At 59.8% G+C, this 19501-nt stretch carries 19 protein-coding genes and 1 pseudogene; 8 read left to right on the top strand and 12 right to left on the bottom strand.

Annotated features, from left to right (window positions below; all coding sequences use genetic code 11):
- Nucleotides 1–46: 46 nt before the first annotated feature.
- Complete coding sequence (locus tag KGA83_RS28355) at nucleotides 47–796, top strand: YkgJ family cysteine cluster protein (RefSeq protein ID WP_108218266.1); 750 nt, start codon at nucleotides 47–49, stop codon at nucleotides 794–796.
- Between the two features lie 55 nt (nucleotides 797–851).
- Here the strand turns inward: KGA83_RS28355 and KGA83_RS28350 are convergent, their stop codons facing one another.
- Together KGA83_RS28350 and KGA83_RS28345 are read right to left on the bottom strand one after the other, a co-directional pair.
- Entirely contained in the window at nucleotides 852–1733 is an 882-nt protein-coding gene (locus KGA83_RS28350) for a transporter substrate-binding domain-containing protein (protein ID WP_108218331.1), read from the bottom strand.
- A 138-nt stretch (nucleotides 1734–1871) separates the two neighbouring features.
- On the bottom strand, nucleotides 1872–2129 hold the full coding sequence (locus KGA83_RS28345; RefSeq protein ID WP_108218265.1) for a hypothetical protein: 258 nt from the start codon (nucleotides 2127–2129) through the stop codon (nucleotides 1872–1874).
- A 194-nt stretch (nucleotides 2130–2323) separates the two neighbouring features.
- Here KGA83_RS28345 and KGA83_RS28340 point away from each other — a divergent pair, with 194 nt between their 5' ends.
- Nucleotides 2324–3298: a 2-hydroxyacid dehydrogenase gene (locus KGA83_RS28340; RefSeq protein WP_115948069.1), complete on the top strand. Its 975-nt coding sequence runs from the start codon at nucleotides 2324–2326 to the stop codon at nucleotides 3296–3298.
- 181 nt (nucleotides 3299–3479) lie between these two features.
- Nucleotides 3480–3989: a DUF2165 family protein gene (locus KGA83_RS28335; protein ID WP_115948070.1), complete on the top strand. Its 510-nt coding sequence runs from the start codon at nucleotides 3480–3482 to the stop codon at nucleotides 3987–3989.
- A gap of 20 nt (nucleotides 3990–4009) precedes the next feature.
- On the opposite strand, the gene KGA83_RS28330 is transcribed toward KGA83_RS28335, so the two are convergent.
- The gene (locus KGA83_RS28330) at nucleotides 4010–4912 is read right to left on the bottom strand and encodes a DMT family transporter (protein ID WP_108218262.1); all 903 of its coding nucleotides are present in this window, start codon (nucleotides 4910–4912) and stop codon (nucleotides 4010–4012) included.
- A 151-nt stretch (nucleotides 4913–5063) separates the two neighbouring features.
- Here KGA83_RS28330 and KGA83_RS28325 point away from each other — a divergent pair, with 151 nt between their 5' ends.
- Nucleotides 5064–5939 carry a helix-turn-helix domain-containing protein gene (locus KGA83_RS28325; RefSeq protein ID WP_223531404.1) on the top strand — a complete coding sequence of 292 codons (876 nt, stop codon included), beginning with the start codon at nucleotides 5064–5066 and terminating at the stop codon, nucleotides 5937–5939.
- Nucleotides 5940–6012: 73 nt separating this feature from the next.
- Here KGA83_RS28325 and KGA83_RS28320 read toward each other — a convergent pair whose 3' ends face one another.
- The 5 genes from KGA83_RS28320 to KGA83_RS28300 form a co-directional block, all read right to left on the bottom strand.
- Nucleotides 6013–8442 (bottom strand): TonB-dependent siderophore receptor, encoded by a 2430-nt coding sequence (locus KGA83_RS28320; RefSeq protein ID WP_223531403.1) that lies wholly within the window; start codon nucleotides 8440–8442, stop codon nucleotides 6013–6015.
- Nucleotides 8443–8691: 249 nt separating this feature from the next.
- Complete coding sequence (locus KGA83_RS28315; RefSeq protein ID WP_223531402.1) at nucleotides 8692–9681, bottom strand: FecR family protein; 990 nt, start codon at nucleotides 9679–9681, stop codon at nucleotides 8692–8694.
- Nucleotides 9678–10250, bottom strand: a complete 573-nt coding sequence (locus tag KGA83_RS28310) for an RNA polymerase sigma factor (protein WP_108218258.1) — start codon at nucleotides 10248–10250, stop codon at nucleotides 9678–9680. Before KGA83_RS28310 ends, KGA83_RS28315 begins: the two co-directional genes overlap by 4 nt.
- Before the next feature lie 201 nt (nucleotides 10251–10451).
- Entirely contained in the window at nucleotides 10452–10859 is a 408-nt protein-coding gene (locus KGA83_RS28305; protein ID WP_108218257.1) for an HPF/RaiA family ribosome-associated protein, read from the bottom strand.
- A 214-nt stretch (nucleotides 10860–11073) separates the two neighbouring features.
- Nucleotides 11074–12021 (bottom strand): LysR substrate-binding domain-containing protein, encoded by a 948-nt coding sequence (locus KGA83_RS28300; protein ID WP_108218256.1) that lies wholly within the window; start codon nucleotides 12019–12021, stop codon nucleotides 11074–11076.
- 135 nt (nucleotides 12022–12156) lie between these two features.
- Here KGA83_RS28300 and KGA83_RS28295 point away from each other — a divergent pair, with 135 nt between their 5' ends.
- Together KGA83_RS28295 and KGA83_RS28290 are read left to right on the top strand one after the other, a co-directional pair.
- Entirely contained in the window at nucleotides 12157–13533 is a 1377-nt protein-coding gene (locus KGA83_RS28295; protein ID WP_223531401.1) for an L-serine ammonia-lyase, read from the top strand.
- A 309-nt stretch (nucleotides 13534–13842) separates the two neighbouring features.
- Nucleotides 13843–14157 (top strand): DUF3509 domain-containing protein, encoded by a 315-nt coding sequence (locus tag KGA83_RS28290; protein WP_223531400.1) that lies wholly within the window; start codon nucleotides 13843–13845, stop codon nucleotides 14155–14157.
- Here the strand turns inward: KGA83_RS28290 and KGA83_RS28285 are convergent.
- Nucleotides 14154–14654, bottom strand: a complete 501-nt coding sequence (locus tag KGA83_RS28285) for a phosphate-starvation-inducible protein PsiE (RefSeq protein ID WP_223531399.1) — start codon at nucleotides 14652–14654, stop codon at nucleotides 14154–14156. The two genes, KGA83_RS28290 and KGA83_RS28285, sit on opposite strands and share 4 nt — an antisense overlap.
- Nucleotides 14655–14974: 320 nt before the next feature.
- Here KGA83_RS28285 and KGA83_RS28280 point away from each other — a divergent pair.
- A pseudogene (locus KGA83_RS28280) lies at nucleotides 14975–15214 on the top strand (YebG family protein); the annotation flags it as partial.
- 193 nt (nucleotides 15215–15407) lie between these two features.
- On the opposite strand, the gene KGA83_RS28275 reads toward KGA83_RS28280, so the two are convergent.
- Nucleotides 15408–16427, bottom strand: coding sequence for a Glu/Leu/Phe/Val dehydrogenase family protein (locus KGA83_RS28275; protein ID WP_108218251.1), 1020 nt, complete (start codon nucleotides 16425–16427; stop codon nucleotides 15408–15410).
- 183 nt (nucleotides 16428–16610) lie between these two features.
- Between KGA83_RS28275 and KGA83_RS28270 the strand changes: the two genes are divergently transcribed.
- Nucleotides 16611–17414 carry a SirB1 family protein gene (locus KGA83_RS28270; RefSeq protein WP_108218250.1) on the top strand — a complete coding sequence of 268 codons (804 nt, stop codon included), beginning with the start codon at nucleotides 16611–16613 and terminating at the stop codon, nucleotides 17412–17414.
- Between the two features lie 132 nt (nucleotides 17415–17546).
- Here KGA83_RS28270 and maiA read toward each other — a convergent pair whose 3' ends face one another.
- Nucleotides 17547–18182 (bottom strand): maleylacetoacetate isomerase, encoded by a 636-nt coding sequence (gene maiA, locus KGA83_RS28265; RefSeq protein ID WP_108218249.1) that lies wholly within the window; start codon nucleotides 18180–18182, stop codon nucleotides 17547–17549.
- 12 nt (nucleotides 18183–18194) lie between these two features.
- A complete protein-coding gene (gene fahA, locus KGA83_RS28260; protein ID WP_223531398.1) occupies nucleotides 18195–19499 on the bottom strand; it encodes a fumarylacetoacetase in 1305 nt (434 codons plus the stop codon).
- Between the last annotated feature and the right edge of the window lie 2 nt (nucleotides 19500–19501).

Raw genomic sequence — 19501 nt, 5'->3', positions numbered from 1 at the left:
GGCATTCTGTCGCCGTTTCATGCCCTGTAATGCGAACGAACGCTCGATGAATACAACGTTTTCCTGTGTAAGCTGCGGCAAATGCTGCAACGACCACCATGTGCCCCTGACCCTGAGCGAGACCCGGATGTGGGCAGCCGACGGTGGTCAGGTGATCGTGCTGGTGGAAGCGTTTCTGGACAACGGCCTGGGCCTGCCGGTGCAACAACGGGAGCACGCCGAACGCCGTTCGGTGGCGGTGCGCAGCGGCGAATCCGACGCGTACGTGGCGATCACCTTCGCCGCCTACAATGTCGGACCCTGCCGAAATCTTGACGAAGACAACCGCTGCCGCATCTACGAACGCCGGCCGTTGGTGTGTCGCATCTATCCGATGGAAATCAATCCGCACATACCATTGAACACCGCCGTGAAGGAATGTCCGCCTGAGTCGTGGGAAAAAGGACCGGACCTGATTGTAGGTGGTGAGTTGGTCGACCGGGAATTGTCGGAATTGATCCAGCGCTCCCGTCAGGCGGATCGTGATGACATTCTGATGAAGGATGCGATTTGTGCGTTGCTGGGGATTCGCACGACGGCCCTGAAGGGTGACGGGTTTACCGCTTATCTTCCGGATATGGCGGAGTTCGCCAGGATCATCGACGAACTGACCGGGCAAATGTTGCCGCAGTGGGGCAGTGAGTGGCTGTTTCATGCGTCGGGGGACGATATCGCCGAGCAGATTGTTGCGGCCGGGGCGCAAGTGGCGGTGGATGCGCCGACGAACTTTGCGTTCATTTCGTTGCGCACGGCTTGAGAGGTCAGGTGCGCAGCTTCGCGAGCTGCGCACGCGCCTTCAGACAGGTAAAGATTTAAAGCGTCGTGACCGCCAGACACTCCACTTCCACCCCTGCGTCCAGTACAAGCTTGCCAGCGAATGTCGTACGAGCGGGTAACCGATCCGCCGGAAAGTACCGAGGAACCTCGAGAGCCGGCGTCGGCAAGTAGCGCTGGGTAATTGCTTGCAGCTGACCATTTTGTTTCAACCGCTCAAGAGCAGCATTCAGGTTATTGCGCAGCCGGGTGTCGTTTTTGCGAACCGCCATGGCCACGCCGCTGCCCAGCATGGGATCGCTGATCGCCGGGCCGGCGAAGTCAAAACCTTGCCCCTGCGGTTTACTCAATAGCGCGTAGGTAATCTCGATCGAGTCTTGCAAAGTCGCATCCAGCTCTCCCGCCAGCAGGCTGGCGACCAATTGATCGTTGAGGTTGAAGCTGCGTACTGTCACCCCCGCCTGCGCCCAACGCGCCTTGGCGAACGCCTCGCGACTGGTACCGGCCAGCACGCCGACACGCTTGCCCCGGAGCGATTGAGCATCGGGTTGCAGATTCGCCCCCTTGGGAGCCACCAACCTGCTGCTCAGGGGATACAGGTTTTCGGTGAAATCGACACGCTCGCGACGCAACGATGTGGCTGTCATCGGCATGATTGCGTCGAAACGACCACCTTCGAGCGCATCGATGTTGGTGGCGTAATCCTGCTCAACCCAGACACAACGGGACTTGAGTTCGGCACACAGCGCATTGCCCAACTCGATATTGAGCCCTTGCAGTTCGCCATTCTCGTTACGGAATTCAAACGGCGGTACAAGCGGCTCGACACCGAAACGGATCTGTGGATCGACGACAGCTGTCGTACAACCCGCGGCCAGAAGCACTATCAGGGGTGCAGAGAAAAACTTGAGCAGACGCATGAGAAAACCTTCATCAAGATTCATGGAAATGAATCCTCGACGAATGGCCTTCGACATTCCCAGAGGGCGAATCGCCAACCGGTGTAAGAACGCTCTGACTTACAGCAAGGAATACGGGCGACTGAAAATGCCTGAACCTTAACGCTTACCCATCGATCGACGAGTTCCCGGCGGCGCCATGCCCGGTGTCTTGGTGTGGCCGTTCTTGGCGCCGTTCTTGTACCACGGCTGGTTGGAGCCCTTGGCGGCCGCCAGTTCGCCCGGTTTGAACGGGAACTTGAAGGCCGGGATTTCGGCTTTGGTTTCGCTGTCGGCGTTGGAGTCGACGCTGTCTGGCAGCTCTGCCTGCACATCGCTCAAGGCGTCGGCGACCGGCGGTTGTTTCGGGGAAGTCATGAAAGCTCCGGGTGGTGCATGAAGTGTCGGGCCCGGTAAGCGAGCCGCATGCCACAGTATAAGAAGTGCGGCAGTATAGCTGGATGAAGCACCGCAAGCTGCAAGCTTGCATTGACCGCCTGACGACTCGCACAAATCCCGCGAAGAATGTTAGCGTGCTCATCATTCTTCACCGCCCGACGAGCCCACCTCCCATGAAAAAGACTGTCCTGGCCTTCAGCCGCGTCACCCCGGAAATGGTCGAACGCCTGCAACAAGACTTCGATGTCATCGTGCCGAATCCGAAAAACGGCGACATCAACGCCCAATTCAATGAAGCCCTGCCCCACGCCCACGGCCTGATCGGCGTCGGTCGCAAACTCGGCCGCGCCCAGTTGGAAAACGCCGCCAGGCTGGAAGTGGTCTCCAGCGTCTCCGTGGGCTACGACAACTACGACCTGGCCTACTTCAACGAACGCGGGATCATGCTGACCAACACGCCGGATGTGCTCACCGAAAGCACCGCCGACCTGGCGTTTGCACTGTTGATGAGCAGTGCCCGCCGCGTCGCCGAACTGGATGCCTGGACCAAGGCCGGGCAATGGCAAGCCAGCATCGGTGCGTCGTTGTTCGGTTGTGATGTGCATGGCAAGACATTGGGCATTGTCGGCATGGGCAACATCGGTGCCGCCATTGCCCGGCGTGGCCGCCTGGGCTTCAACATGCCGGTCATCTACAGCGGTAACAGCCGCAAGACCGAACTGGAACAGGAACTCGGCGCACAGTTACGCAGCCTCGACCAATTGCTGGTCGAAGCTGATTTCGTCTGCCTGGTGGTGCCGCTCAGCGAGAAAACCAAACACTTGATCAGCCATCGTGAACTGGCGCTGATGAAGCCAAGTGCCATTCTGGTGAACATTTCCCGTGGTCCGGTGGTGGATGAACCGGCGCTGATCGACGCGTTGCAAAACAACCGTATTCGGGGTGCAGGGCTGGACGTGTACGAAAAAGAACCGCTGGCCGAGTCGCCACTGTTCCAGCTGAAAAATGCCGTGACCTTGCCGCACATCGGCTCGGCCACCCATGAGACCCGCGATGCCATGGCCAACCGTGCCCTGGCCAACTTGCGCAGTGCCCTGCTGGGCGAGCGGCCGCAGGACCTGGTCAACCCGCAAGTCTGGAAGGGTTAACGCAAAACGGGCAGACGTGACAAGCGCCTGCCCGTTTGAAACAAAAAAGTCACTCTCAACTTATTAAACAACTCTCTGAATACACACCCTGCAATTCAGTCAACAACCAAACAATGATACCAAGCTATAGACTCTCTTACTTGCCCAGACACCACGGGGAACAATAAAGAGGCTCACTAATTTGAACAGACTCACAACAAGTCAAGTCATTCGACTCAGCAAAGCCACACTGATGCTATTTATTAGCCTCTTTGGATTGCTGATGCTACACAACCACTTCACGGATTACTCGACCAACTATGAATACATTGCCCATATCCTGAGCATGGACACCACCAATGATCAACACAAATACAGACACAGGGCTATCACTTCAACCATACTGCACCACCGCATTTACTGGCTGATCATTACACTTGAAGTGGTCTACACCCTATGCTGCCTACTTGGAACCTATTACCTTTACAAAAACATCAACTCCAACCGCGAACAATTTCACGAAGCTAAAAAACCTGCACTTATAGGATTACTGATCGCCCTTTTTCTGTATTACGTTGGTTTTCAAGTAATCGGTGCCGAGTGGTTCAACATGGACGAGTCGAAAACCTGGAACTACCAGGACAGGTCTCGGTATATTATTGATTTCATCTTTCCGCTCTTGATATACATCGCGATGAAAATCGAGCGCTGAGTCACTCAGCACTCGCCCCCTCAAGCCAGCTTGCCGGTGCCCAGCACTTGCGGCGCCTTGGGTTTGCGAAACACCAGTACGTTCCCCGACATCACCAACACCAGCCCCAACAGCGCCGGCACCGTCCATTGATAGCCTTCGGCGAACGCTGACACGTTGAGCGCTACCACCGGAAATAGCACCGTGCAGTACGCAGCCCGCTCAGGCCCCATGCGGCCGACCAGCGTCAAGTAGGCGGTGAAACCGATCACCGACCCCGGAATCACCAGGTACAACAGTGACCCGATGTAACGCGCGCTCATTTCCATGTCGAAGGGAATGCCCTTGACCAGACACCACACCGAGAGCATCGCCGCCCCGTAAGCCATGCCCCAGGCATTGGTGGTCAGCGGTTTGAGCCCGGCCTTCTGTTGCAGGCTCGAGAGCATGTTGCCCGCCGAGAAACACAAGGTGCCGCACAGGGCCAGACCGAGACCGAGCAGGGTTTGCGGGCTGGCGGTATGCCCGGCCAATTCCGGCCAGAACAACAGGCCCAGCCCAAGCAGGCCCAGCGCGCCGCCCATCAGCACATTGCGGGCGATTTTCTGACCGAAGAACACCCGCGCGTTGAGGACATTCCACAGGGTCGCGGTGGAAAACACCACAGCCACCAGGCCGCTGGGGATCCACTGGCTCGCGGTGAGGAAGCACATGAAGTTGACGCAGAACAGGCACAATCCCTGGGCCAGGCAGATCAGGTGCCCGCGACGGTTCATCACTTGCAAGCGTCGGCTGAGCAGCAGGATCACGAACAGCATCAGCGCAGCGAGACCGAAGCGATAGACGATCGACACGGGAATGGCCACCACGCCGAGTTGCCATTTCAAGGCAATCCAGGTGGTGCCCCATATCAGCACAGTCAGCAAGTACAAAGAAAGGTTCATGACAAAGGCTCCTCGATAGGTGCCCAGTGTCCGGCGTCACGTCCAGGCGCACTTGCATAAACTTGCGCTTTTGTCTGGCGACAGGCTGGCAGGCACGCCTCTACGGAGTAGGATGCAGGGCGTTGGATGCAGGTGTTAGAGAGCAACGATCATGGCTGCACTGGATACCCTACAAGTCTTTCAAGCCCTCAACCGCTCGCCGAATGCTCGCCTCGAGCACAGCGCCGAGCTCGGTGACGGCTTGTCTGCAGCCTTGTGGAGCAATCACCACGATGCACAGGAATACGAAGCGCCCAGCCACCACACGTTGTCCTGTTACATCGCCGGCGGCACCGGCACCTTTCGCCGCGACCAGCCCGGCAACAAAGGGGGGCCGGATAAACTGTGCATCCTGCCGGCCGACCACCAGTCAGGCTGGGTGATCAATGGCGATATTCGCCTGGCGCACCTGTATTTCAGCCCCGAACAATTTGCCCTCGGTTGCGTCACCCTGCTCGATCGCGAGCCACGGGAAATGCAACTGCGCGAGCAGACCTTTCTCGATGATCCGCAGCAGGCGCTGCGCTTTCGACAATTGATCACCCTGAACTGGGACGAGCCGGGCGAGCGCCTGCTCACCAGCAGCCTGGCCCACGAACTGCTCAGCCATGCCCTGCTCAGCCAGGTGAATGCCCGGCACGGCCTGCGCCTTAAAGGTGGGTTGGCCGCGCATCAGCGCCGACATCTGGTGGAGTACATCGACAGCCATCCGGACGAGGCCATCAGTCTCGGTCAGTTGGCGGCGTTGTGCGCGTTGTCCGAATACCATTTCGCGCGGATGTTCCGCGAAAGCTTCGGCTTGCCACCCCACCAGTATGTGCTGGCACGACGCCTGAACCGGGCGCAGGAGTTGCTGCGCGCGACCTCGCAGCCACTGGGGGAGATTGCGCTGGCTTGTGGTTTTTCCAGTGCCAGCCATTTCACCAACCGGTTTCGCCAGTCACTTGGCGGGACGCCCGGCGAGTATCGACAGGCGCTTTTGCGCTAGGCGCGGGATATTCGGCGCTTCAATTGCCGGCTCCAGGCGGCGTTCCGACGATGAACGATGACGCGGTCTATGGTCAGAACTCCAAGGTGCTCGACAACGTCACCTGCCGCGAATCCCCCATCGACACAAAGAACCGACTCGCCGCCGAGGTGTAGTAAGTACGGTCAAACAGGTTCTTCACGTTGAGCTGGAACTTGACCTTCTGCCCTTCGACTTTGGTGTCGTAGGTGGCGAACGCGTCGGCCACGGTGTAGCCCGGCAGGTCGAAATCGTTCACCGCGTTGCCCGCGCGCTCCCCCACATAACGCGCCCCGGCGCCGACCCGCAGTTGGTCGCCGCCGACGATGGTGCCGAAGTCATAGACGGCCGACAGCGAGCCGCTGTTCTTTGCCACGTTTTGCAGTTGATTGCCCTTGTAAACAGGGTCTTCGGTGACTTCGGCATCGGTGTAGGCGTAGCTGCCGATCATGCTCCAGCGATCGGTCAGCTGACCGCTCAAGTCCACTTCCAAGCCACGGGAACGCACTTCGCCGGCGGCACTGTAAATCGTCGTCGGGCCTTCGGCGTTGGCCACCAGCACGTTGCGTTTCTTGATGTCGAACAGCGCGATGTTGCCAGTGACGCGGCCCGGCAGATCGAGCTTGGCACCCAGCTCCCAGGACTTGGCTTCTTCCGGCGCGATGCCGCCGTCAAGCACGGTGCTGCTGCCGCTCAACGGTGCGATGGTCGAGTTGGGTTTGAACGACTCGGTGTAGCTGCCGTAGAACGACAAGGCATCGGTGTATTTGTACACAAGACCCACGCGCGGCACCCACTTCTGCCCGTTGCCGTCGGTGTTGGCGTGGAACGGCACGCCTTTGCCGGCGTACTGGTCGTACGCCTGGAAGCGCGCGCCGGCCACCAGAATCCATTGGTCGTTGAGGTGGATGGAATCCTGCAGGAACACCGAATCGCTACGCAGTTCATCGGTCTGCGCGCTGTCGGCGGCGCTGACAGTGGTACCCGGCACTTCCTGGCCATAGATCGGGTTCACGTAGCTGAACGTGGTGCGGCTTTTCTGGCGGATCAGGTCTTCGCGGAAAATCTTGCGGTATTCGTCATCGACGCCGAACAGCAGGTCATGCTGCATGCCGAACACATCCACGTTGCCTTCGAGGCTGGCGGTGGTGAAGCGGTCGGTGCTGATCGCATTCCGGGTGCCGTCCATGCTGCGGGTCAGGGTGCCCTTATTGGTGTCGATTGCAGTCACGCGCACCTGGCTGGCGTCGTAGGTTTCGCGGTTCCAGCTGTAGCCGAAATGGGCCTTCCAGTTGTCGTTGAGCTCGTGATCGGCCTCGAAGTGATAGAGGTCCGAACGCCCTTGCATGTTGTTGAACGGCTCGTCGAGACGCTCGTTGCGCGAGATGTCCAGTGGATGGTTGGTCCGTGGATCGATCAGCGTGCCACGGTCGAACGGCGTGAGGAATTCGCGGTGCTCATAGGCGAACAACAGCTTGGTGCTTTCGCCGTACCAGGCCAGCGACGGTGCGATGAGGCTCTCGCGATGCACACCGAAGTTGCGCCAGTAATCTTCGTCTTCGTAGTCCAGTACCATGCGGTAGGCCAGCCCGGAATCGCCGAGGGCACCGGTGCTGTCGAGTCTGCCGCCGCTGCCGTTCTTGCCGTCGCCATAGCTGGAACCGCGCACGGTCAAGGCGTTGTACTGCTCAAGCTCGGGCTTCTTGCTGACCATGTTGACCACGCCGCCCGGATCCTGGATGCCATAGAGCAACGAGGCAGGCCCCTTGAGCACTTCGACCCGGTCGACGCTGGCGTTGAGACCACGACCCTGCACGATCGGCATGCCATCGCGCATGATCGAGCCGTTACGGTTGTCGCCAAAGCCGCGGACCATCACCGAGTCCTGGGTGCTGCCAAGGGTGTTGGCCTGGGTGATGCCGCTGACATTGGCCAGGGCGTCATCGAGATTGCGCGGCGCCTGGTCGCGAATGACCTGGGCCGGGACGACATTGATGGTCTGCGGGATTTCCTGAATCGGGGCCGAGGAGCGCATCACCGAAGAAGTCGGTGGCGGCTGGTAACTCATGGACTCATCCATCACCGAGGTAATGGTGGTCGCGCCCAGGTTCAACGCGCCTTCGGTGGGCTTCGGTTCCAGGGCCATGGTGTGGCCGTCGGTGCGGCGGAAGCTCAAACCCGAACCGCTGAGCAGACGTTGCAAGGCCTGTTCGGCGCTCATCTGGCCATTGACCGCCGGCGCATTGAGGCCGTACGGCGCTTCATCGGTGTAGACGACACTGATACCGGTCACCCGGCTGAAATCACTCAAGGCCTGGGGCAGCGGTTTGGCGGCCAGGGAAAAACTGAACTGCGCGAGTTGCTGGCTGTTGCCGGCCTCAGCGGCCAGCGCCACGCTCAGCGGCAACAACGCCAATGCCGAAAAGATCAACGCAGACACACCCAACCATTGTTTGACCGACCCCGATTTTGCCCTGGACTTCATGACTCATGACCTGTGTAGAACCGCAACGGATGCGAATGACTCGCAGTTTCAGTCACTACACGAATGCCAGTCGGGTTTACCTCAGCAAAAGTTTGAAAATATTTTTATTCAAGGTGATGTGGTGTTTGAACTGACCCCTTCGCGGGCAAGCCCGCTCCCACAGGGTCCAATGCAAATTTCGCAAACACCACAAATCACTGTAGGAGCGGGCTTGCTCCGGGCGGCGATCCGACGAAGGGGCCAGCAGCTTTAACGCAAAATAATCAGCTGCCCCAAAACCTGATGCTGCTCAAACCCCAACACTCCCTGCAACGAACTCAACACCGCCTGCGGGTTCCTGCTCGGAAAGCTGCCACTGACCCGGCGTGCCGCCAGTTCATCATTGAGCAGCACGATCCGTCCTGGGTAATAGCGCCCCAAATCCAGCACCACATCGGCCAACGTCGCTTTGTAGTAATTGAGCCAGCCCTGGCGCCATGCCAACTGCGCTTCGCTGTCCACGGCGTGGAGTTTTTCTGCTGTGCCTTCGCCGTAGGCCACTTGCTGGCCAGCGGCGAGAATTTGCTGTTTGGTGCTCTGGTCCGCCGTCACGCCAACCCGTCCCGACAGCACCGTGACCTGTGCACCGCGGGGCTGCAAACGGACTTCGAACTGCGTACCCAGGACCCGCGTCTGCCCCTTCTCGGCATCCACCACAAATGGCTCGCCGTTATGGGTGACGCTGAAAAATCCGGCGCCGCGGCGCAGTTGCACATGCCGCTCACCGCGACTGAAATCCACGGCGATGGCGCTATCGGCATCCAGTGTCACCTGCGACTGATCCGCCAGGGTGACGGTGCGGATCTCTCCTGGCGCCGAGACGTAGTCCGCCCCCAGGTCATCAATCCAGCGCATCGGCTGCCAGCCTGTGCCGAGACTGATCATCAACAGCAGGCACGCGGCCATCGCCAGCACACCGGACCAGCGCCCGACCCTGCTGCGTCGTGACTTGTCCATGGCATTGAGATACCCCTGCAAGGCAAAGGCGTCTTCATGGGCGAGGGTGCGCGCCGGCACTTCGCTCAACTCCCACAGCACTTGCGCCTGGGCATACGCCTCGGCATGGGCGGGGTCGGCTTGCAACCACTGGCTGAACGTCGCCTGGTCACCACTGCTGGGCTGGTCATGCAACAGGCTCAGCCAGGTCAACGCGGCCTGCTCCTGAGCGGGCGTCGGAATGACGCGTTCGAAGTGGTTCACGGTGCTTTCCCTGGCGTACGCGATTCTGGTTCCCGAAGGCTGGCCTTGCAGGCTTCGAGGGCGCGCATCATATGTTTTTCCACGGCACTTTGGGACAAACCCATGGCCTTGGCGATCTCGGCATACTTGCGGCCATGAATGCGATTGAGCAAAAAGATCTGCCGCGTGCGCTCCGGTAATGCGCGCAACGCCGCTTCAACGTGGCGCAAATCGTTGCCCGCCTCCAGCGCCGCTTGCGGTCCGCTGCCATGGCTGTCCGGTGGTTCCACCATCAAGCCTTCGCTGGCCCGGACCCGCGTGCCTTCACTGCGCAAATGGTCGATGGCGATATTGCCGGCGCAGCGCAGCAGATAAGTGCCGAGCTCCTCGACCTGCACCAGCGGCCGCCGCCAGAAACGCAGGAACAAGTCCTGCACCAGGTCGGCCGCCGTCGCCCGGCAACCGACGCGCCGGCTCACCAGCGCCTCCATTTGTGAACGCCGGGAGAGAAACACCTGGAGAAAATGCGCACGGTCGACGCGCTGTTCGTCGCGTTCGATATCGTGGGGGTCAGGGGGCAGAGTGATCATCGTTCATGTTTCGACCTGAAAACCGGGGGAGGCCACGACAGCGTCAGGGGGGGGGGCCGGCAAGGCCGCAATATTAATGATAAATATTCTCAAATGCAAAAGGATCAGCCCATGCCCCATGGAATCCAAAAGCCACCGAAAACAAAACGGGCCTGCAATGCAGGCCCGTTTTCATGGGAAGGTAAAAAAGTGAATCAGGTGTCAGCCGTTAAGCGCTGCCTGTTCGTTCTCAAGAAACTCTTCTTCCAGTAGATGGTCGGCATGGGCGCCACTCTCGATGGGCACCACATTGGCGCGTTTGCCGCGCAATTTGCCGAACATATGCTCCAGCGCATGTTCAAGTTTGACGGCTGCACCGTCGATAGCCTGCTCCATGGTGGAGGCTTTATGGGTGACGGAAACCGGTTGATGGCCTTTTGGCCGCGCCTCCAGTTGGCAGCGCATGTCGTGGGGACCCGGCTTGTCGCCGTTCTCGTCCCGCAAGTGAACCTCGACCCGTGTCAGGTCCTCTTCGTAGCGTTCGAGCGTGCTCTCAATGGTCGTACGTACCCACTCCTCCAGTCGTTTACTGCCTTGAATATGGTTATCGCTATTGACTTGGATTTGCATAGTTCATCCCTTATTTCAGCTAGCTCGCGAGAGGCCGGTCAGCTAAGCCCTTGGGCGTCATCACCGTGACCTCTTGCTTACACAATCGGTCTGTACGCTGAACAATTCAACCCCTGAAAAAAGATAAATATTCATACGCAAAAAAAACCGGACAATGAGCAAAAGCACTGTTACTGTCGGGAGTTGGGTCGCCCTGCTTACCGGTCAAAATTCCTTACATCTGCCGCTCCCCCAACGGGTGCAGGCTGCGAAAAATCCCCGCCTCTTCCACCAGCCAGTCATGTACCGCACGCACGCCGGGATGGCTCAACGCCCCTGGTGCGTAAAGCAGCATGTAGCGCTTGTGATTGGGCACCGCCAGGCCGAACGGCACGATCAACGCCCCACGCTCCAGCTCATCGTTGAGCAGTGTCCGTCGGGCAATCGCCACCCCCATCCCGGCGATGGCCGCTTCGATCGTCAGGTGATTGCGATTGAAGGTATGCCCGCGTCGCACATCCGCCCCCTCGAAGCCGATGGCGTTGAGGTAAAACTCCCATTCCGCGTACTCATAGCTGCCGCGCCAGGCGGTGATGTCGTGCAGCAAGGGAAAGTGCATCAGGTCTGCCGGACCGTGCAGCGGCGGACGACCGCGCAACAGGCTCGGCGCGCACACCGGAAAAATCTGCTCATCGAGCAAGGCTGTGGATAACAGACCGGGGTAGCTGCCGTCGTTCAGGTCGATCGCCAGATCGAAGTCGCCTTCATGCAACGGCACGCTGCTGTCCTCGGCTACCAGGCGCAACTGAATATCCGGAAAACGCTGCTGCAATCGCGGCAGGCGCGGCGTCAGCCATTTGCTCAGGAACGACGGAATCGAACGTACCCGCAGAATCCCGCTGATCATGCCCGCATCCAGTCGCCGCAATTCCGCGTCGATGCTGCCGAAGGCCTCGTTGACGGTAACGGCCAGGCGCTGGCCCTCGGCGCTCAGCTCGACTCCGCGGGCACGGCGGTGAAACAGGCGAAAACCCAGGCGTTCTTCCAGCTGACGGATCTGCTGGCTGACGGCTCCCGGTGTGATGTGCAGCTCTTCGGCGCAGCGGGTGAACGACAGGTGCCGCGCGGCACAGGCAAACACGTTCAACCAGACATAGGTCTGGGCGTGCAATTGACGACTCATCGTTTAGTCCTGCTAAAGGATGTCTTAGGAATTTTCGTTGGTCACGTAGGACCTTGAAGGGCAGTATCGCCGACATTGCGCTTGTCCTACAAAAATGGCGGCGACTCCTCTTCCATTTCATGTACAGGCTTTAGCATGGCTATCAGTGTTTTCGATCTTTTCAAAGTCGGCATCGGCCCGTCCAGCTCCCATACCGTCGGTCCGATGCGCGCCGCCGCAACCTTTGCCCAGGCACTGGTCGATCAGGGTTTTCTGGCTGATGTGCGTCGCGTGGAAATTCGTCTCTACGGCTCTCTTTCAGCGACCGGCGTCGGCCACGCAACGGACCGCGCCTGCGTCATGGGCCTGATGGGCGAATGGCCCGACCGCATTGATCCCACCACCATCGACAGCCGCATTCACACCCTGCGCGAAACCGGCAAACTGTGCCTGGCAGGCGTTGCGCAAATTGCCTTCGACTGGCAACGCGATCTCCTGCTGCTAAACGAGAGCCTGCCCTACCACCCCAATGCCATGTCCCTGACAGCCTTCGGTGAATCCGGTGAACTGTTCGAGCAGACCTACTATTCGGTGGGCGGTGGTTTCATCATTGAAGCGGCCGAAGCCGAATCCGGTATCGCACCGGCTGGCGATGTGGTGCTGCCTTACGATTTCTCCAGCGCCGCCGAACTGCTCAAACTGTGCAACGAGCACGGGCTGCGGGTGAGCGAACTGATGATGGCCAACGAACGGGCATGGCGCGGTGATGCCGAGATCCGCCAGGGCTTGCTGAATATCTGGTCGGTGATGCGTGAATGCGTCGAGCAAGGCTTGCGCCACGAAGGTGTCCTGCCCGGCGGTCTGAATGTTCCACGCCGAGCGGCGAAACTGCATCGCAGCCTGCAGGAAATCGGCAAGCCGAATGTCATTACATCCACTTTGTCGGCAATGGAATGGGTCAACCTGTATGCCCTTGCCGTGAACGAAGAAAACGCAGCCGGCGGGCGCATGGTCACGGCGCCGACCAACGGCGCGGCGGGGATCATTCCGGCGGTGCTGCACTACTACATGAAATTCAATGCCGATGCGTCTGACGATGACGTAGTCGCGTTCTTCCTGGGTGCAGCGGCCGTCGGCATCCTGTGCAAGAAAAACGCTTCGATCTCCGGGGCCGAAGTCGGCTGCCAGGGTGAAGTCGGCTCCGCCTGCGCCATGGCTGCCGCGGGCCTTGCAGAGGTACTGGGTGCGACCCCGGAGCAGCTGGAAAACGCCGCCGAAATCGGTCTGGAACACAACCTCGGCCTCACCTGCGACCCGGTTGGCGGACTGGTGCAAGTGCCGTGCATCGAGCGCAACGCAATCGCCGCAGTGAAAGCCATCAACGCCACACAAATGGCCCTGCGTGGCGACGGCCAGCACTTCATTTCCCTGGACCGGGTGATTCGCACCATGCGCGACACCGGCGCCGACATGCACGACAAATACAAAGAGACGTCGCGGGGCGGACTGGCGGTGAACTGGGTGGAATGTTGATCGCTTTGGAGGCACGTCGAGGTTTATTGCCCTGAAACGTGCAGAAAACGCGGCCCCTGTAGGAGCGAGCTTGCTCGCGAAAAACCCTCAGGCGCCGCAAACCATCTGGTTTTACGCGTTATCGTTCACGACCATCGCGAGCAGGCTCGCTCCTACAGAATGTGTTTTCTGTCCAACAATTTTGTCGGCATGCCCCTTGCTACATCCTTGCTGGAACAATGATGGCGAGATGGCCGGTGGTCAGGCATTGCGAACCAACCCGATCACGGCCGGTCAACAACTGCACGTTCAATCAGGCGGTGACGCATCATGGACAACCCTTTCCAGCTCATTACCGATGCCTTTGCAGCGGATTACCAGATCAACCTGAGCATTCAGGGCCTGGACGGCAGCATCATGCTGACGCTTTCCAACAGTGGCCGCGTGGTGGCCAAACGCATGATCAGCGCCGAACAACGCAATGACCCCCAGCGTCTCAAGCGTCTGGTTCAAAGCATTCAATTCGGCATTGCAATCGAACAAGGCGACAGTGCCGTGGCCATCCTCGAATCCATGACCGATGGCGGCACACGCAACTTGCCGCCACCAGCCAAAGGGCGGCCCCGACCCGCCATGGGGCTTTAAAGCTCGCCCTTTTCTACTTCCGGATGCTCACTGGAGCCCACACCTGACTTGCGGTGTGGGTTCTCGATCTTCACCGAAGGAAATTGCGACGAAGCGTAACGCACCACCAGAATCGCAAACGCCAGCAGCAGAATCCCGCCGCACAGGTAGATGATCCCCAGGTCCGGCGGGTTGTGGTGCGAAACGTTGGAGATCAGCAGCCGCGTCAGCGCGGTGATCGCCACGTAAATCAGGAAGCGCACCGGCATGTGATTGGTCTTGAAGTAAATCCCGACCATCGCTCCCAGTTCCAGATAGATGAACAGCAGCAAGATGTCATCGATCTTGATGTGCCCCTCTTCGATCATCCCAAGGAATTCCATCACCGCCGCCCACGCGGTCACCGCACCAATGGCGAACAGCGCCAGGTAGTGGAAGGTTTCGACGAACAGATTGCCCAGGGACTCGGCCAGTCCATGCACGTTCTGCCGCAGTTTTTCGGCCCAGTTGATTTTCACGATGCTGCTTCCTTAGGTCGGCTCGACCGGATGATGCGGGTTGGACGTGACGGTTTTTCTGCATGCAGAAAAAAGGCCAGAGGCTGTTGAGTGAGATGAGGATGGTCTGCTGCTGGACACTTTTGTGGCAATTTCACCGGCCTCTTCGTCGGAACGCCGCCCGGACCAAGCCTGCTCCCACAGGGAACAATGCAAATCCGGATATCCGGTCTACATTAAAAAGCCACTACCCAAAAGACAGGGATTCGCTTATCCTTTTAGCTGTATAAAAATACAGTAGTCGAAATCGACAACCAATGTGAAGGCATGTGAGGTGGTGAATGGCCGTCGAAGTGGTATACCGCAGCAGCCGAGATCTGGAGCGCTTGTTCATGGATAAAGCCGAAGCTGACCGTCATGACAAAATGCTCGAGCTGGCCGAATTGCTGGCTGAAGTATTGCAAAAAGCCGTTCCGTCCCTGACCGAGCAGCAAGTGGAAGAAGCCGGGATCTACATGGCGAAGAATCGCGACGTGTTCGCCAAGGCGTTCAAGAGCCAGCCGGACGCTCTGTCCGAATTGCTCAGTGCACCGGTTGAAGTCGTAGAACCTGTCGCAGCGCTCGAGGTCGTTGAAGCCGCTGAGCCGATCGCCCCGGCCAAGCCTGCCAAGGCCCCCAAAGCCGCCAAGTAGGCACAGCCCGAATTGAACAGGCCCTGAGTCGAATGACCCAGGGCCTTTTTCATGCCCGGTATAAAAAAGATCGCCCGAGCTTCTATCGGTACAACACTTTCTCCGCCAACTCATCGGCCACCCGTGCGGGAGAGCGCTTTTCCGCCTGGGCGTGGGCGAACACTTCAGTCAGGCGCGAGCTGATTTTCGACAGGTGCGCGGTGATGGTCGACAGTTGTTCGCCGCGGTGCTTGAGCGACACGTAAATCAGCCCGCCAGCGTTGATCACGTAATCCGGCGCATACAGGATGCCACGGCGCTCCAGTTGGTCGGCGACGTCCAGATGCGTCAGCTGATTGTTCGCCGAACCGGCCACCGCCGAGCAGCGCAATTGCGTCACGGTATGGCTGTTGAGTACACCGCCCAGGCCGCAGGGCGCGAGGATATCGCAAGGTGTGCTAAGCAGCGCTTCGTTGGCGATCGGGTGCGCACCGAGTTGCTCCATGGCCAATTGCACCTTGCCGTGATCGATATCGCTGACCAGAAGTTCAGCACCGGCGGCGTGCAACTGCTCCGCCAGGGCATAGCCGACATTGCCCAAGCCTTGAATCGCTACGCGCAAACCTTCGAGATTATCGCTACCCAACCGCGCCATGGCAGTGGCGCGAATGCCGGCGAATACGCCCATCGCCGCATGGGGCGCCGGGTCTCCCGCCGACGTGGTGCTGGTGACGTACTGGGTATGTTGGGCGATGCAATCCATGTCCGCTACCGAAGTGCCGCTGTCGATGGCGGTGATGTAGCGACCATCAAGCTGATTGATGCAGCGCCCGAAGGCTTCGAACAGCGCGCTGCGGTTTGCAACATGGGCCGGGCGGACAATGACTGCCACACCTCCCCCCTGCGCCAGCCCGGCCAGCGCAGCCTTGTAGCTCATGCCCTGGGCCAGGCGCACGGCATCCTCGATCGCTGATTCGTCGCTGGGGTAGGCAAGGTAACGACAACCACCCAGGGCAGGCCCCAGCCGGCTGTTATGAATGGCAATGACCGCCTTCAACCCGGTGACCGAGTCGACGCTCAGATGCAGCGATTCAAGGCGGGTGCTTTGCATGAGAGCGAACATCGTAAGGCTCCCGAATCACTTCTTGTAGACGCCAGTATAGGCTTGCGCCCAAAAATTGCAGAAGCGCACCGGAATAAGCACGTTCACGATCCAAGCTTTAGGAAATAACCTGCATCCGACCTTGTACGGCACTGGACGAACGCCAGAGAGGGGGCTAAAACGAGGCATTGCCCGGAGATTTTGATGACCCCGCGCCAATCGTTTTTCGCCTGCCTGCAACGTTCACCGCCCGCGCTGTTCGAGGCGGCACTGTGGATTGCGGTCGAGCACGACAGCGAGGTGGAGCCACAAGCACTGCTGGCCGATTTCCAGGTGTTGCAGCAACGGGTCAGTGGCGGCTTGCCGATGCTGCCGGTCAGTGAACTGGCCCAGCCGCTGCTGCGGCGCATGAACGACCTTGGCTTTGCCCAGGACGATTTCACGCCGTTGCGCCCGCAAGTGGCCCTGTTGGACAAGGTACTGGAACGCCGAAGAGGGCAACCCTTGACGCTGGGGCTGATTGCGCTGGAGTTGGCCAGGGGCCTGGAAATCCCCCTGGTCGGGGTCAACTTCCCCGGGCATTTCCTACTGCGGGTGCCGGGTGCCGATCATTTGCTCGATCCCTGCGGCGGTCGTCGTCTTTATCCAAACGATTGTCGGGAGTTGTTACAGCGCCAGTACGGCCCGAACATGAAGCTCAGCGCCGAGCACCTGGTAACCGCCGAGCCGGTGCAGATGCTGCAACGGCTGTCGCGCAACCTGCGCCAGTTGTACCTGTCCCACGACGATTTCATCAATGCCTTGATCGACGCCGATCGCGTCCTGGAACTGGGCGACGCCAGTGCCTCCGACTATCTGGCCCGGGCCAGCCTGTACCAGCGGCTGGACTGCCCGAACGCCGAGCGTTTTGACCTGGAGCACGCGCTGCTGCTCAGCGACGATCCGATCCAGCGGATTCGCCTGACGGAACGGTTGGGACATTTGCCGCCGAACGCCATCGTTCACTGATCACAAATCATTGTGGGAGCGAGCCTGCTCGCGAAGAGAGGGTGTCAGTCAAATCAATGTGACTGACATACCGCTATCGCGAGCAGGTCGGACCGCCGCACCGTCGCTCCCACATTGGGACGGTGTGAGGCGTCAAGGCGTATCTGGCTGGTTCGCCGGATGCGCCTTGATGAACGCCGGGTGCGTCGCGGCCAATGCCGCCACTCGCCGGATTCGCGGGTAAGCTTCAAGAGAAACATTGAAACGCTCGGCCGCGTACAGCTGCGGGATCAAGTAGACGTCCGCCAACCCAGGCTCGGGGCCGAAGCAGTAACCGTCATCACCAATCAACTGCTCAACCGTGGCCAACCCTTGGCCGATCCAGTGGCCGATCCACTCCACCACCTGCGGTTCGTCGTGGCCCGACTGGCGCAGCCGATTGAGCACGCTGACGTTATGCAATGGGTGCACATCGCAACCAATCACTGCCGCCACGCCGCGTTCGTGAGCACGGGCAGTCAGGTCCCTGGACAGCAGTGGCACCTGTGGATAACGCTCCTCCAGGTATTCGATGATCGCAGGAGACTGGATCAGCAGTTCGCCTTCATCCGTGCGCAAGGCCGGCACGCGCCCCTGCGGGTTGATACCCAGATAAGGTGGCTGCCGATGCTCACCACCCTGCGGTGCGATCAGGTTGACTGGCAAGGATTGATAATCCAGGCCCTTGAGCGCCAAAGCGATACGCACCCGGTACGAAGACGTCGAACGGTAGTAGGTATAGAGTTCCATGCCCCGCTCCTCTCAGCGTGCCGGCAGCACTTTGCCGCGGCATTCGCCAAAGCCAATGGACGCAAAACCGTCACGACGGCAACGTCCGCGCAGGATGATTTCGTCGCCGTCTTCGAGGAATTTACGCACCTCGCCCGACGCCAGCTCGATCGGTTTTTTACCACCCTCGGTAATTTCCAGCAGGCTGCCGAACTGACCGTTCTCAGGACCCGACAACGTGCCCGAACCGAACAGATCACCGGCCTGCAGTTGGCAACCGTTGACGCTGTGGTGCGCGACCATTTGCGCCACGGTCCAGTACATGTGCTGGGTGTTGCTCAGGGTCAGGCGATGGGCCGGCAGGTTCTGCTCTCGCATGGCCTCGGTGAGCAGCAGCACTTCCAGTTCGATGTCGAACGCGCCAGCGGCCTGATCGCGCTTGTCGAGCAAGTACGGCAGCGGCTGCGGATCGCCCTGCGGACGCGCAGGCTGGGCGCGACGGAATGGTTCCAGTGCTTCGGCGGTGACGACCCACGGCGAGATGCTGGTGATGAAGCTCTTCGACAGGAACGGCCCCAGCGGCTGGTATTCCCAGGCCTGGATGTCCCGTGCCGACCAGTCGTTGAGCAGGCAGAAACCGGCGATGTGATCGGCGGCGTCGCCAATGGCAATCGAGTCGCCCATGTCGTTGCCCTGACCGATCCAGATGCCCAGTTCCAGCTCGTAGTCCAGGCGCGCGCAAGGGCCAAAGGTTGGCTCGGTTTGACCGGCCGGCAACGTCTGGCCTTTCGGGCGGCGGACGTCGGTACCGGATGGGCGAATGGTCGACGCGCGACCGTGGTAGCCGATTGGCACGTACTTGTAGTTCGGCAGCAGCGGGTTGTCGGGACGGAACAGTTTGCCGACGTTCTGCGCGTGCTCGATGCCGACGTAGAAATCGGTGTAATCGTTGATTTTCGCCGGCAGGTGCATTTCGCAATCCACCGCCAGAGGCAGCAGTTTTGCGCCCTGGGCTTCGATCTTGCCGTGCAGGGTGCTGCCCTCGGCGAACAGTTCCAGCAAACGCTCGCGCAACGCGACGCGAGCCTCGCGGCCCAGTTCGAAGAACGCATTCAGCTGGCCGCCACAGGTTGCTTCGACCGCTGTTTTCGCAGCGCCATCGAACAACCCCGCCTCCAGGGCCGCTTGCAGATCAAAGATATGCTCGCCGATGGCCACGCCACTGCGCGGTGCCGAGCCTTTGAGGCTGAATACGCCCAGCGGTAGGTTTTGCAGGGGGAAATCAGCATGGCCGTTGGCGGATGCAACCCAGCTGCGAGTGATGGAAGTCTGCGTCATGG

The sequence above is a fragment of the Pseudomonas sp. GL-R-19 genome (assembly GCF_019956375.1).
In the GTDB taxonomy this organism is placed as follows: domain Bacteria; phylum Pseudomonadota; class Gammaproteobacteria; order Pseudomonadales; family Pseudomonadaceae; genus Aquipseudomonas.
This window is presented reverse-complemented; position numbering and strand designations above follow the sequence as displayed.